Consider the following 15,655-nt stretch of genomic DNA (forward strand, 5'->3'; position numbering starts at 1 on the left):
CAGGAAGTCCGGCCGCACACCCCACGATTCGAGCAGCCGGAACAACGCCACCTCGACCGCGAACAACGCCGGCTGGGTGAACCGCGTCTCGTCCAGCAGAGCGGCATCGGACCCGAACAGCACCTCCCGCAGCGGCTGATCGAGATCCATCCGCTCGCACACCGCGTCCAACGCCGCCGCGAACACCGGATACCTCTCGTACAACTCACGCCCCATCCCGAGGCGCTGACTGCCCTGACCGGTGAACAGGAACGCCAGCTTGCCGGCGATCGGGCGGCCGCGGGTGACGCCCGGGGCGGCGGTCCCGGCGGTCGGGGCGGCGAGGGATTCCAGCGCGCGGACGAGTCCGGGCGCGTCGGCGGCCGTGAGGACCGCGCGGTGTTCGAAGTCGGTGCGTCCACCGGCGAGCGAGCGGGCGATGTCCCCGGCGCCCGGTCCGGGACGGGAGGTCAGGTGGGCGTGCAGCTTCTCGGCCTGGGCGCGCAGCGCGGCCGGTGACTTGGCCGACAGGTTCCACAGGGCCGGTACGGGGGCGGCCGCCGGTGCGGCGGGTTCCTCGACGGCGTCCGGGGCCGGGGCCTGCTCGATGATGGTGTGCGCGTTGGTGCCGCTGATGCCGAACGAGGAGACGCCCGCGCGGCGGGGTGCGCCGGTCTCGGGCCACAGTCGGGATTCGGTGAGCAGCCGGACGGCGCCCTCCGACCAGTCGACGTTCGGCGTCGGCTCGTCGACGTGCAGGGTCGCGGGCAGGACGCCGTGGCGCATCGCCATGACCATCTTGATGATCCCGGCGACGCCCGCGGCGGCCTGGGTGTGCCCGATGTTGGACTTGATGGAGCCCAGCAGCAGCGGCCGGTCCCCGGGGCGGTCCTGGCCGTAGGTGGCCAGCAGCGCCTGGGCCTCGATCGGGTCGCCGAGGGTGGTGCCGGTGCCGTGGGCCTCCACGGCGTCGATCTGGGTGGGCGAGAAGCGGGCGCCGGCCAGGGCTTCGCGGATGACGCGCTGCTGGGAGGGCCCGTTGGGGGCGGTCAGGCCGCTGCTGGCGCCGTCCTGGTTGACGGCGGTGCCGCGTACGACGGCGAGGACGGGGTGTCCGTTGCGGCGGGCGTCGGAGAGCCGTTCCAGGACGAGCATGCCCGCGCCCTCGCCCCAGCCGGTGCCGTCGGCGGCGGCCGCGAAGGACTTGCAGCGGCCGTCGCCCGCGAGGCCGCGGTGCCGGCTGAATTCGGTGAAGGTGCCGGGGGTCGACATGACGGTGACACCGCCGGCGAGGGCGAGGGCGCACTCGCCGCCGCGCAGGGCCTGGACGGCGAGGTGGACGGCGACGAGGGAGGACGAGCAGGCCGTGTCGATGGTGACGGCGGGGCCCTCCAGGCCGAGGGTGTAGGCGATCCGGCCGGAGGCGATGCTGCCGGAGCTGCCGTTGCCGAGGAAGCCCTCGATCTCCTCGGGGACGCTGAACAGGCGTGCCGCGTAGTCGTGGTACATGAGGCCCGCGAAGACGCCGGTGCGGCTGCCGCGCAGGGAGGTCGGGTCGATGCCGGCGCGTTCGAAGGCCTCCCAGGCGGTTTCCAGGAGGAGCCGCTGTTGCGGGTCCATGGCGATGGCCTCGCGCGGGGAGATCCCGAAGAACGCCGGGTCGAAGTGGTGGGCGTCGTGGAGGAACCCGCCGACCTGCTCGTACGCCTCGATACCGCTGTCCGGATCGGGGTCGAAGAGGACCTCGGCGGGCCAGCCGCGGTCGGCGGGGTAGGGGGTGACGGCGTCGCCGCCGCGTGCGACGAGTTCCCACAGGGCTTCGGGGGTGTCGATGCCGCCGGGGTAGCGGCAGCTCATGGCCACGACCGCGATCGGCTCCTGGTCCCGCTCCTCCACCTCGCGCAGCCGTCGCCGGGCCTCGCGGAGATCGGCCGTCGCCCGCTTGAGGTAATCGAGGTACTTCTCCTCGTTCACCATTCTTTACGCCATCCCCGTGCTCGAAGTGTTCAACGTGGTCAAAGTGGCCGGGGCCGTGGGGGCCCGCAGCGCGGTGAGGGCCATCAGGGCCGTCGGTGGTGGTGGGGGCGCCGCCCCGGGCCGGCGGTCAGGACAGGCCGAGTTCGTCGTCGAGGAGATCGAAGAGTTCGTCGGCCGTGGCGGCCTGGAGGTCCTGCTGTTCGGCGTCGCTGTCCTGTGCACCGTGCGTGTCGTTCCACTTCGCCAGAAGGTCGCGCAGCCGGGTGGTGATGCCCGCGCGTTCGGCGTCGTCGGGGGCGACCGCCGTGAGGATCGATTCGAGCTTGTCGAGTTCGGTGTGGACGGACGGGCGGTCGGGTCCGGTGGGGGCCGTCCGCTCCCCGATGTACGCGGCGAGCGCCGCCGGAGACGGGTAGTCGAAGATCAGCGTGACGGGCAGTCGCAGCCCGCAGGCGGCGGTGAGCCGGTTGCGCAGGTCGACCGCGGTCAGCGAGTCGAAGCCCAGGTCGAGGAAGCCTCGGTCGGCGTCGACGTCGTCGGTGTTGCCGTGGCCGAGTACCGCGGCCACCTGGGTGCGGACCAGTTCGTTCAGTGCCTGGTCGCGTTCGGCGGCCGGCAGGCCCGCGAGCCGTTCCTGGAGGGAGCCGGCCTGTTCGGCGGTCGCCGGGGAGGCGGCCCGGCCGGTGGTCGGGGCGGCGCGGCGGGCTGGGGTGCGTACGAGTCCGCGCAGCAGCGGCGGCAGGGTGCCGTCGGCGGCCTGGGCGCGCAGCGCGGCCGGTTCGACCCGCATGGGGACGAGGACGGCGTCCCGCAGGGTGCGGGAGGTGTCGAACAGGGCCAGGCCCTCGTCGGGGGCGAGGGCGCCGACTCCGGCGCGCGCCATCCGCGTCAGGTCGGTCTCGTCGAGGGCGCCCGCCATGCCGTCGGTGGCCGCCCACAGTCCCCAGGCGAGGGAGCTGCCGGCCAGGCCGCGGGCCGTGCGGTGGTGGGCGAGGGCGTCGAGGAAGGCGTTCGCGGCGGCGTAGTTGGCCTGGCCCGCGGCGCCGAAGCAGCCGGCGACCGAGGAGAACAGGACGAACGCGGAGAGCCGGCCGCCCTCGGTCAGCTCGTGGAGGTTCCACGCCGCGTCGACCTTGGGTCGCATGACGGTGTCGAGGCGTTCGGGCGTCAGCGAGTCGATGATGCCGTCGTCGAGGACGCCGGCGGCGTGGACGACGGCGGTCAGGGGTCGGTCGGCGGGGACGGCGGCCAGGACGGCGGCCAGGGCGTCCCGGTCGGCCGCGTCGCACGCCGCCCAGGTGACGTCCGCGCCGTGGGCGCGCAGTGTGCTCGTGAGGTCGGCCGCGCCGGGCGCGGCGTCGCCGCTGCGGCTGAGGAGCAGCAGGTTCCGTACTCCGTGGGTCGCGGCCAGGTGGCGGGCGAAGAGCCCGCCGAGGGTGCCGGTGGCGCCCGTGACGAGGACCGTGCCGGTGGGGTCGATCGGCGGGTGTGCCGTGTCGGGTCCGGTTTCGCCGCGGGCGACGCGGCGCAGCCGGAAGGCGTAGGCCTCGCCCGCCCTGAGGGCCAGCTGCGGTTCGTCGCCCGCGAGGGCGGCGGGCAGGGCGCCGAGGGAGGCGTCGGAGCCGTCGGTGTCGGCGAGGACGAACCGGCCGGGGTTCTCGGACTGCGCCGACCGCACCAGGCCCCACACCGGGGCGTGGGCCAGGTCGGTGACGTGTTCGCCGGGTACGGCGGCCATCGTGCCGCGGGTGAGCAGGACGAGTCGGGACGCGTCGAGGCGTTCCTCGGCGAGCCACTCCTTGACCAGCGCGAGCGCGTGGTGGGTGGCGTTGCGGGCGGCGGCGGCCCGGCCGCCGGTGGAGGCCGTGGCGGACAGCGGGACGATCACGACGTCCGGTGCCGGGGTGCCCTTGGCGAGTGCCTCGCGCAGGGCGGTGAGGTCGGTGTGGCCGTCGAGGGGCGCGCCGCCGATGCGGAAGTCCGCCCGGTCCTCGCCGAGTACCGCCCACCGCTCGTCGGCGGGGACGGGGCCCGCGGCGAGGGGCAGTTTCGTCCACTCCACCCCGAACAGGGAGTCGTGGTGTGCGGTGCGGTCGCCGCCGATGCGGTCGGCTGAGACCGGGCGCAGGATCAGGGAGTCCACGGACGCCACCGGTGCTCCGGTGGCGTCTGCGACGTCCAGGGTCACGCCGCCGCCGGACGCGCCGGCGGTGATCCGGACCCGCAGGCCGGCCGCGCCGGTCGCGTGGAGGCGTACGCCGGTCCAGGCGAAGGGCAGTCGGGCGCCGTCGGTGGTTTCGGCGTCGCCCGGTACGCCGAGGCCGATGGCCTGGAGGGCGGCGTCGAGGAGCGCCGGGTGCAGGGCGTAGGCGCCGGCGTCGGCCCCGTACGCCTCGTCGAGGGCGACCTCGGCGAAGAGTTCGCCGTCGCGTCGCCAGGCGGCGCGCAGTCCTTGGAAGACGGGGCCGTAGCTGAGGCCGGCCGCGGCGGCGGCCGGGTAGAAGCCGTCGGTGGGTACGGGTTCGGCGCCGGCGGGCGGCCACTGGGACAGGTCGGCGGGGCGGGCCGGGCCGGTCGGGGCGAGGACGCCCGTGGCGTGCCGGGTCCACGGTTCCTCGGCCGGGGCGTCCGCCGGCCGCGAGTGGACGGTCAGGGTGCGCCGGCCCGCGTCGTCGGCGCCGTCGACGGTCAACTGGAGCTGTACGGCGCCCTGCTCGGCGAGGGTGAGCGGGGCCTCGATGGCCAGTTCCTCGACGGTTTCGCAGCCGGTCTCCGCGCCGGCCCGCAGGGCCAGTTCGACGAAGGCGGTACCGGGCAGCAGGACGGTGTCCATGACGGTGTGGTCGGACAACCAGGGGTGTGTGGACAGTGCGAGGCGTCCGGTGAGGAGCAGTCCGTCGGAGGCGGGCAGCGGGACGGTCGCGCCGAGCAGCGGGTGGTCGGCGGCGTCCAGACCGGCCGCGTGGACGTCCTCGGCGGAGACGCCGACGTCGAGCCAGTAGCGCTTGCGTTGGAAGGCGTAGGTGGGCAGGTCGACGCGGCGGGCGCCGGCGCCGGCGAAGTGGGCGGTCCAGTCGAGGGGGACGCCGTGGACGTGGGCGCGGGCGAGGACGTCGGTGAGCGTTCCGGTCTCGGGTCGGCCCTTGCGCAGCACGGGCACGCACAACGGGGGCCGGTCGGTGCCTTCCGGCAGGCAGTCGGGGACGAGCGCGGACAGGGTTCCGTCGGGGCCGAGTTCGATGTACGCGCTCACGCCGGCGGCGTCGAGGGCGCGGACGCCGTCGAGGAGGCGGACGGGCTCACGGACGTGACGGACCCAGAAGTCGGCGGATGCCATCTCGTCGGTGACGGTCGCGCCCGTCAGGAACGACACGACGGGGATGCGCGGGGCGGCGTACGTCAGGTCCTCGGCGACCTTGCGGAAGTCGGCGAGCATGCCGTCCATGTGCGGCGAGTGGAAGGCGTGGCTGACGGTGAGGCGCTTGGACTTGCGGTCGGGGAGGGCCTGCGCGACCGCCGTCGCCGCGTCCTCGTCGCCGGCGATGACCACCGAGCGCGGACCGTTGACGGCGGCGATGCCCACCCGGTCGGTGAGCAGCGGCAGGATCTCGTCCTCCGATGCCTGGACCGCGATCATCACGCCGCCCGCCGGCAGGGCCTGCATCAACCGGCCTCGCGCGGCGACGAGTTCGGCGGCGTCCTGGAGGGTGAGGACGCCCGCCACGTGTGCGGCGGTGATCTCGCCGATGGAGTGTCCGGCCAGCACGTCGGGCCGCAGGCCCCGGCTCGTCAGCAGCCGGAACAGGGCGACCTCGATCGCGAAGAGGGCGGGCTGGGTGTACTCCGTACGGTCGAGGAGGGCCGCGTCGGTACCGAACAGCACGTCCAGCAATGGCAGTTCGAGGTGTCGGTCGAGTTCGACGCACACCTCGTCCAGGGCCTGCGCGAAGGCGGGTTCGGCCGCGTACAGTTCGCGTCCCGCGCCGAGGCGCTGACTGCCCTGCCCGGTGAACAGGAAGGCCACCTGGCCCTCGTGTGCGGTCCCCCGCACGAGGCTGGCCGTGTCCTCGCCGCGGGCCAGCGCGTCGAGTCCGCGCAGCAGCTCCGTACGGTCGGCGGCGACCAGCGCGGCGCGCTGTTCCAGGGCCGATCGGCTCGTCGCCAGGGACAGGGCCAGGTCGGCGGGGAGCAGGGTGGTGTCGTCGTGGACGCGGGTGTGCAGCAGCCGGGCCTGGGCGCGCAGGGCGTCCTCACCGCGGGCCGACAGGACCACCGGCACGTGGGGCGGCTGCGCCTCCGGGTCGGCGGCCGGCCCGGGGTCGGTGTCCGGGGCCTGCTCGATGACGGCGTGGGCGTTCGTCCCGCTGATGCCGAAGGAGGAGACGCCGGCGCGGCGCGGGCGGCCGGTGTCGGGCCACTCCACCTGCTCGGTGAGCAGGGACACCGCGCCCGCCGACCAGTCGACGTGCGGGGTGGGCTCGTCGACGTGGAGGGTCTTGGGCACGATGCCGTGTCGCATCGCCATGACCATCTTGATGACGCCGGCGACACCGGCGGCGGCCTGGGTGTGCCCGAGGTTGGACTTGACCGAGCCGAGCAGCAGCGGCTGGTCGTCGCCGTGCTCACGGCCGTAGGTGGCCAGCACGGCCTGTGCCTCGATGGGGTCGCCGAGGGTGGTGCCGGTGCCGTGGGCCTCGACGACGTCGACGTGCGCGGCGGACAGTCGGGCGTTGGCCAGGGCCTGGCGGATGACGCGCTGCTGGGAGGGCCCGTTGGGGGCGGTGAGGCCGTTGGAGGCACCGTCCTGGTTGACGGCGGAGCCGCGGACGACGGCCAGGACCTGGTGGCCGTTGCGGCGGGCGTCGGAGAGCCGCTCCAGCAGGAGCATGCCCGCGCCCTCGCCCCAGCCGGTGCCGTCGGCTGCGGCCGCGAAGGACTTGCAGCGGCCGTCGGCGGCGAGCCCGCGCTGCCGGCTGAACTCGATGAACGTGCCGGGGGTGAACATCACGGTGACGCCGCCCGCCAGGGCGAGGGAGCACTCGCCGTTGCGCAGGGCCTGCGCGGCGAGGTGCAGGGCGACCAGCGAGGAGGAGCAGGCCGTGTCGACGGTGACGGCCGGGCCCTCCAGGCCGAAGGTGTAGGCGACGCGGCCCGAGACGATGCTGCTGGAGCTGCCGGTGCCGAGGTAGCCCTCGACTCCGTCGGGCACGGCGTGCAGGCGCGCGCCGTAGTCGTGGTACATGACGCCGGCGAAGACGCCCGTACGGCTGCCGCGCACCGAGGACGGGGCGATCCCGGCCCGTTCGAAGACCTCCCAGGTCGTCTCCAGCAGCAGGCGCTGCTGCGGGTCCATGGCGAGGGCCTCGCGCGGGGAGATCCCGAAGAAGGAGGCGTCGAAGTCGGCGGCGTCGTGCAGGAAGCCGCCCTCGCGGGCGTACGAGGTGCCCGGGTGTTCGGGGTCGGGGTGGTAGAGGGCGTCGGTGTCCCAGCCGCGGTTCTCGGGGAGCCGGGTGATGCCGTCCTCGCCGGCGGTGAGGAGCTGCCAGAGGTCCTCGGGGGTGCGGACGTCACCGGGGTAGCGGCAGCTCATCGCGACGATGGCGATGGGCTCGTCGTCGGCCGGGGGCGCCGTGGACGCCGGGGAGCCGGGGGCGGCGGAGGTGGCGGCGTCCGGTTCCGCGTCGCCGAACAGTTCGGTGCGCAGGTGCCGGGCGAGGACGGTCGGGTCCGGGTAGTCGAAGATGAGGGTGGCGGGCAGGCGCAGGGCCGTGGCGGCGTTCAGCCGGTTGCGGAGTTCGACCGCGGTCAGCGAGTCGAAGCCCAGTTCCTTGAAGGCCCGACCGGACTCGACGGCGGCGGGGCCGGCGTGGCCGAGGACGGCCGCGACCTGCGTACGGACCAGGTCCAGCAGCGCACGGTCCTGTTCGGCCGCGGACAGCCCGGCCAGCCGGGCGCGCGGGCCCGACCCGTCGCCGGCCGCGGCGACGGTGTCGACGGAGCGGCGGGCGACGCCGCGTACGAGGCCGCGCAGCAGCGGCGCGACGGTGCCCGCGGCGGCTTGTGCGCGCAGGGCCTCGGTGTCGACGCGCATGAGCGCGACGGCCGCGTCGTCGAGGGCGACGGCGGTGTCGAACAGTTCCAGGCCGTCGGTGGCCGTCAGCGGGGGCAGTCCGGCCCGGCGCATGCGGTTGACGTCGGCGGCGTCCAGGGCGCCCGCCATGCCGTCGGCGACGGACCACAGGCCCCAGGCCAGGGCGGTGGCCGGCAGGCCGTGGGCGCGGCGGTGCTGGGCGAGGGCGTCGAGGAAGGTGTTGGCGGCGGCGTAGTTGCCCTGGCCGGGGCCGCCGAACAGGCCGGAGGTGGAGGAGAAGAGCACGAAGGCGGACAGGTCGGGGGCCAGCTCCCGGGTCAGCTCGTGCAGGTTCCAGGCCGCGTCCACCTTGGGCCGCAGGACGGCCGACAGCCGGTCGGGGGTCAGCGAGGAGATGATGCCGTCGTCGAGGACGCCGGCGGTGTGCACGACGGCCGTGAGCGGGTGCTCGGCGGGGAGGTCCGCGAGCAGTGCGGCGAGGGCGTCCCGGTCGGCCACGTCACAAGCGGCCCAGGTGGCGGTGGCGCCCGACTCGGCCATTTCGGCGCTGAGTTCGGCCGTGCCGGGAGCGTCGGCGCCGCGCCGGCCGACGAGGAGCAGACGGCGCACGCCGTGTTCGGTGACGAGGTGGCGGGCGAGCAGGCCGCCCAGCGCGCCGGTGGCTCCGGTGATCAGCACCGTTCCGTCGGGTCCGAAGGCCGGGGCACGGTGGGTGCCGTCCCGGTGGGTGCCGTCCTGGCCGGTGCCGTCCGGGTGGGTGTCCTCCCGGCCGGTGGTTCCTTCGCCGGGGGCGGGCCGTCCGGCGCCGTCCTCGCCGGTTTCGACGCGGGCGAGGCGCGGGACGAGCACGGCGCCGTCGCGGAGCGCGAACCGTTCCTCGTCCGAGGTCAGCGCGGCGCGCAGAGCGGCGTGGTGACGTTCGTCCTCGGCGCTGTCGGGGGCGGTGTCGACGAGGGCGATCCGGCCGGGGTTCTCCGTCTGCGCGGAGCCCAGCAGGCCCCACACGGTGGCGGCGGCGAGGTCGGTCACGTCCTCGCCGGGGGTCGCGGCGACGGCGCCCCGGGTGACGAGCACCAGTCGGGCGGCGGCGAACCGCTCGTCCGCGAGCCACGTCCGGGCGAGGGCGAGCGCGTCGTGCGCGGCGTCGTGCACGGCCGCGGCGGAGAGCGGCACGGGCGTCGGGGTCAGGTCGAGGAGGACTTCGTCCGGTACGGGCGCACCGGCGTCGACGGCGACGGCCAGCGCCGCCAGGTCCGCGTATCGGGAGGTGTCCGGTGCGTCCTGCGCCGTGGTGGCGCCCAGGCGGGCGTACCGCGTCGCGTCCGGGTCGGCGAGGCCGGTGAGTGCGGTCCACTGCCGGCGGAACACGGACTCGTGGTAGGTGGCGCGGGCGGCCCGCAGTTGGTCGGCGGTGACCGGGCGCAGCCCGAGGGACTCGACGGTGGCGACGGGTGTTCCGCCGGCGTCGGCGATCTCCAGACGGACGCCTTCCGCGCCGGCGGGGGTGAGGCGCACGCGCAGGGCGTTCGCGCCACCCGCGTACAGCGACACCCCGGACCAGGCGAAGGGCAGCCGGCCCCGGCCGTCGTCGGCTCCGAGGCCGCCGAGGCCGATGGCGTGCAGGGCGGCGTCGAGCAGGGCGGGGTGCAGGCCGAAGCGGGCCGCCTGGTCGGTGGCGCCGTCGGGCAGCGTGACCTCGGCGTACACGGCGTCGTCGTGCTGCCAGGCCGTCCGCAGGCCCCGGAAGGTGGGGCCGTAGGCGAAGCCGATGCCGTCGAGGGCGTCGTAGCGTCCGTCGAGCGGTACCTCGGTGGCCCCGGGCGGCGGCCAGGCGGTCAGGTCGAAGCCGGCGGCGGGGCGACCGGCTTCGGCGAGGACGCCGGCGGCGTGCCGCGTCCAGGGCTCCTCGGCCGCCAGGCCCTCGGCGCGGGAGTGCAGGGCCAGCGGGCGGCGGCCGGCCCCGTCGGCGGCGCCGACCCGCACGCGGAGCTGGACGCCACCGCGTTCGGGCAGCACCAGGGGCGCTTCGAGGGTGAGTTCCTCCAGGTGGTCGCAGCCGAGCTGGTCTCCGGCGCGGGTCGCGAGTTCCACGAAGGCCGTGCCGGGGAGCAGGACGCTGCCGAGGATGGCGTGGTCGGCCAGCCAGGGGTGGGTGGACAGGGAGAGGCGTCCGGCGAACACCATGCCGTCGGACTCGGGCAGCGCGATCGCCGCGGTGAGCAGCGGGTGCGCCGTGTCGTCGAGGCCGAACGCCTCGACGTCGCCGAGGCGCAGGTAGGACAGGGCGGGCCAGTAGCGCTGCCGCTGGAAGGCGTAGGTGGGCAGGTCGACGCGGCGGGCGCCGGTGCCGGCGTAGTACGCCGCCCAGTCGACGCCGACGCCGTGTACGTGGGCCCCGGCGAGGGCGGTGACGAGGGCCTCGGCCTCGGGGCGGCCCTTGCGCAGGATGGGCACGAGGACGGGGTCGGGGCTGACGGAGCCCTGGGGGACGGTGTCCTGCGCGGTGGGTTCCTGGGCCAGGCAGTCCTGGGCGAGGGAGGACAGGACGCCGTCGGGACCGAGTTCGAGGTACGTCGTCACTCCGGCGGCTTCCAGGGCGCGGACGCCGTCGAGGAAGCGGACGCCCTCGCGGACGTGCCGGACCCAGAAGTCGGCCGTGCCCATCTCGTCGGAGACGAGGGCGCCGGTCAGGTTCGACACGACGGGGATGCGGGGTGCCGCGAGGTCCAGTCCTTCCACGACCCGGCGGAAGTCGTCCAGCACGGCGTCCATGTGGGGCGAGTGGAAGGCGTGGCTGACCGTGAGGCGCTTGGTCCTGCGGCCGGTGAACGACGCGGCGACCGCGACGGCCGCGTCCTCGTCGCCCGCGATGACGACGGACCGCGGGCCGTTGATGGCGGCGATGCCCACCCGGTCCGTCAGCAGCGGCAGGACCTCCGCCTCCGACGCCTGGACGGCGATCATGGCCCCGCCGGCCGGCAGTGCCTGCATCAACCGGCCGCGCGCCGCGACCATGGCGCACGCGTCGGCCAGGGTCAGCACGCCCGCGACGTGCGCGGCGGCGATCTCACCGATGGAGTGCCCGGAGAGGAAGTCGGGCTTGACGCCCCACGATTCGAGGAGCCGGAACAGGGCGACCTCGATCGCGAACAGCGCGGGCTGGGTGAACCGCGTCTCGTCCAGGAGGGCGGCGTCGGTGCCGAACAGTACGTCCTTCAGCGGGAGTTCGAGGAGTGCGTCCAGGTGGGCGCAGACCGTGTCCAGCGCGTCCGCGAACACCGGGTGGGTGTCGTGGAGTTCGCGGCCCATCCCGAGGCGTTGGCTGCCCTGGCCGGTGAACAGGAAGGCGAGCTTGCCGGCGGTCGGGGAGCCTTCCACGAGCGCGGCGGCGGACGTGTCCTCGGCCAGTGCCTCCAGCCCCGCGAGGAGAGCGGCACGGTCGCCGGCCACCACGGCGGCGCGATGGTCGAACGCGGAGCGGCCGAGGGCCAGGGACAGGCCCAGGTCGGCGGGTCGCAGGTCGGGGTGGCGGGTGGCGTGGGCGTGCAGGCGGCGTGCCTGGTCCCGCAGGGCGTCCCGGCTCTTCCCCGACAGGATCCACGGCAGCGGCGACGCGCCGACGGGTGACTCCGTGCCCGCCGGTGACTCCGTGCCCGCCGGTGACTCTGTGCCCGTCGGTGCGGGCGGCTCGACGGGGGCCGGCTCGGGAGCCTCTTCGATGATGGTGTGGGCGTTGGTGCCGCTGATGCCGAACGAGGACACGCCGGCCCGGCGCGGACGCCCGGTCCCGGGCCACTCCACCGGCTCCGTCAGCAGCGCGACGTCACCGGCCGTCCAGTCGACGTGCGGGGACGCCTCGTCCACGTGCAGGGTCCGGGGCAGCACCCCGTGCCGCATGGCCAGCACCATCTTCATGATCCCGGCGACGCCGGCGGCGGCCTGGGTGTGGCCGAAGTTCGACTTGATCGAGCCGAGCAGCAGCGGCTGCCCCTCGGGCCGGTCCTGACCGTAGGTGGCCAGCAGCGCCTGCGCCTCGATCGGGTCGCCGAGCCGGGTGCCGGTGCCGTGGGCCTCGACCGCGTCGACGTCGGCGGGCGTCAGTCCGGCCGATTCCAGCGCCTGGCGGATGACGCGCTGCTGGGAGGGGCCGTTGGGGGCCGTCAGACCGTTGGACGCACCGTCCTGGTTGACGGCCGAGCCGCGGACGAGGGCGAGGACGGGGTGTCCGTTGCGGCGGGCGTCGGAGAGTCGCTCGACGAGGAGCATGCCGAGGCCCTCGCCCCAGCCGGTGCCGTCGGCGGCCGCGGCGAACGCCTTGATGCGGCCGTCGGCTGCCAGACCGCGCTGCCGGCTGAAGTCGATGAAGGAGGCCGGGGTGGACATGACGGTCACACCGCCGGCGAGGGCCATGGTGCACTCGCCGGCGCGCAGGGCCTGGATCGCCCAGTGCAGGGCGACCAGCGAGGACGAGCAGGCCGTGTCGACGGTGACGGCCGGACCCTCCAGGCCCAGGACGTAGGAGACGCGCCCGGAGACCACGCTCGCCGCGTTGCCGGTACCGAGGAACCCCTCGCTGCCGTCGGGGGCGGCGAGGATGACGTCGAGGTAGTCCTGGCCGTTGGTGCCGGTGAAGACGCCGATCCGCTCGCCGCGCACGGTGGCGGGGTCGATGCCGGCCCGTTCGATGGCCTCCCAGGAGGTTTCCAGGAGGAGCCGCTGCTGCGGGTCCATGGCGAGGGCCTCGCGCGGCGAGATCCCGAAGAAGCCGGGGTCGAACTCGGTGGCGTCGGCGAGGAAACCACCCTCGCGGACGTAGGTGGTGTTCTCGGTGACGGACTCCGGGTCGTACAGCCCGTCCAGGTCCCAGCCGCGGTCGGCGGGGAACCCGGAGATCGCGTCACGGCCCTCGGCGAGCAGTTCCCACAGCTCCTCCGGGGTGCGCACCCCGCCGGGGAAGCGGCAGCTCATCGCGACGATCGCGATGGGGTCGTCGTCGGGGGCGGTCACGGCGGTGGGGGCTGCCGGGGCGGCGGGCAGGGCGCCGAGGATCTCGCCCTGGAGGAACGCGGCCAGGGAGAGCGAGTTGGGGTAGTCGAAGATGAGGGTCGCGGGCAGCCGCAGGCCGGTCCGGGCCGTCAGGAGGTTGCGGATCTCCACCGCGGTCAGGGAGTCGAAGCCGAGGTCCCGGAAGGCGATGGCCGGATCCACGGACGCGGGCCCCGGGTAGCCGAGCACCACGGCGATCTGCGCGCGGACGAACTCCAGTGCCAGCGCGTCACGTTCGACGTCCGGGGCCTGGGCGAGCCGCCGGGCGAAGCTGTCGGGGGCGTCGGCGCCGCCGGTCCCGGGCGTGCCGGGCGCGCCGGCCGCGGCGAGGGCCTGCGCGGCGTCGGGGAGGTCGGCTATCAGCGGGCAGGGACGGACGGCGGTGAGGCCGGGCGCCAGGCGGTCCCAGTCGATGTCGGCGACGACCGAGGAGGTCTCGTCGAGCGTGAGCGCCATGTGCAGCGCGGACAGGGCCAGTTCGGGCGGCAGCGCGGGGAGTCCGGCGGCGGACAGGCGTTCGGCGACGAGTTCGTCGGTGGCCATGCCGCCCTCGGCCCAGGCACCCCAGGCGATCACGGTGGCGGGCAGACCGCTCGCGCGGCGCTGCTCGGCGAGGGCGTCCAGGGAGGCGTTCGCGGCGGCGTAGTTGGCCTGTCCGGCGGCGCCGAAGGCTGAGGCGAGGGACGAGAAGAGGACGAACGCGGAGAGGTCCAGGTCGCGGGTCAGCTCGTCGAGGACCTGGGCGGCGTGGGCCTTGGGGCGGATGACGCCGGCCAGCCGTCGGGGGGTCAGCGCGTCGAGGACCCCGTCGTCGAGGACGCCCGCGGCGTGGACGACGGTGGTCAGCGGGAATTCGGAGGGGACGGCCGCGAGCAGCTCGGCCACCGCGTCGCGGTCGCCGACGTCGCAGGCGGCGAGGGTGACCCGGGCGCCGAGGTCGCGAAGTTCGGCGGCGAGTTCGTCCGCGCCTTCGGCGGCGGATCCGCGCCTGCTGACCAGCAGCAGGTGCTCGGCTCCGGTGCGGGCGAGCCAGCGGGCCACGTGCCGGCCGAGCGCGCCCGTCGCGCCGGTGACCAGGGCCGTACCGGAGGTGGTCCACTCGGGTCCGGGGGTCCGCTCCTGGGGGGCGCGGGTCAGCCTGCGGGCGAAGACGCCGGTGGAGCGGACGGCGAGGTGGTCCTCGGCGCCGAGGCCGCCCAGGACGTCCGTCAGACGGGCGGCGGACCGCTCGTCGGCGGTCGGGGGCAGGTCGACGAGGCCGCCCCAGCGGCCGGGCAGTTCGAGGGCGGCGGTGCGGCCGAGTCCCCAGACGGCTGCCTGGGCCGGCGCGGTGAGCCGGTCGGAACGGCCGGTGGACACCGCGCCCCGGGTCGCGGCCCAGAGCGGGGCGTCCACGTCCGCGTCCCCGAGTGCCTGCACGAGCGCGAGGGTGGCGGCGAGCCCGGCGGGCAGGGCCGGGTCCTCCGGGTGCGCCCGCTCGTCGAGGGCGAGCAGGGAGAGGACACCGGAGGGTGTGTCCGACCCCGCCAGGGTTGCGGTGATCCGCCGGGCGATGGCGGTCCGGTCCTCGGCGGTCGCGTCGACCACCAGGCGACCGACGGTGACCCCGCGCGCGGCCAGGGCCCGGGTGGCTGCGACGGCCCAGGGCGCGTCGGTGTGACCGGCGGGTACGACGAGGAGCCAGTGGCCGGACGGGGGTGTGGACCCGGTGTCGGTGAGGGGCTTCCAGGTGACGCGGTAGCGCCAGCCGCCGACGGTGTCGCGGTCGCGGTGGCGGCGGTGCCAGGCGGAGAGCGCCGGCAGCACGTTGCTGAGCGGCTCGTCGTCGCCGATGCCGAGGGTGTCGGCGAACGCGGCCAGGTCCTCGCTGTCGACGACCTCCCAGAACTTGGCGTCCCCGGTGCCCAGTTCGCGGCCGTCGACGGGTCCGGTCAGGTCGGTGAAGGGGTCGCGGGGCCAGTACAGCTCGCGTTGGAAGGCGTACGTCGGCAGGTCGACGCGGCGGGCCCCGGTCCCGGCGAACCGGGCGGCCCAGTCGGGGGAGAGCCCCCGTACGTGGGCGCCCGCAACGGCGGCGGCCAGGGAGCGGGCCTCGGGGCGGCCGGTGCGCAGCGCGGGCAGGAACGCGGCGGCCCGGGCGCCGGTCGCGGCCTGGCAGTCCTGACCGAGGGCGGACAGGACGCCGCCGGGGCCGATCTCCAGGTAGGCGCTGACGCCGCGGCTCTCCAGCCAGCGGACGCCGTCGAGGAAGCGGACGGCTTCGCGGACGTGCCGGACCCAGAAGTCGGCCGAACCCATCTCACCCTCCGTGACGAGGGCACCGGTCAGGTTGGAGACGATCGGAATGCGCGGGGCGGAGTACGTCAGCCCCTCCACGACACGGCGGAAGTCGTCCAACATGCCGTCCATGTGCGGCGAGTGGAACGCGTGACTGACGGTGAGCCGTTTCGTCTTTCGGTCGGCGAACGACTCGGCGATCGCCACGGCCGCGTCCTCGTCACCGGCGATGACGACCGACCGCGGGCCGTTGACCGCCGCGACGCTCACCCGGTCCGTCAACAG

The 15,655-nt window shown here is 75.2% G+C and carries 1 protein-coding gene and 1 pseudogene; both read right to left on the reverse strand.

The features are described from left to right. Positions 1-1,956: type I polyketide synthase (locus tag NOD94_RS34725; protein ID WP_281210197.1), on the reverse strand; the 1,956-nt coding region annotated here is incomplete at its 3' end. A 127-nt stretch (positions 1,957-2,083) separates the two neighbouring features. Next, positions 2,084-15,640, reverse strand: a pseudogene (locus NOD94_RS34730) (SDR family NAD(P)-dependent oxidoreductase); the annotation flags it as partial. Between the last annotated feature and the right edge of the window lie 15 nt (positions 15,641-15,655).

Origin of the sequence: Streptomyces sp. Isolate_45, assembly GCF_024721315.2 — a bacterium.
Taxonomy (GTDB): Bacteria; Actinomycetota; Actinomycetes; order Streptomycetales; family Streptomycetaceae; genus Streptomyces.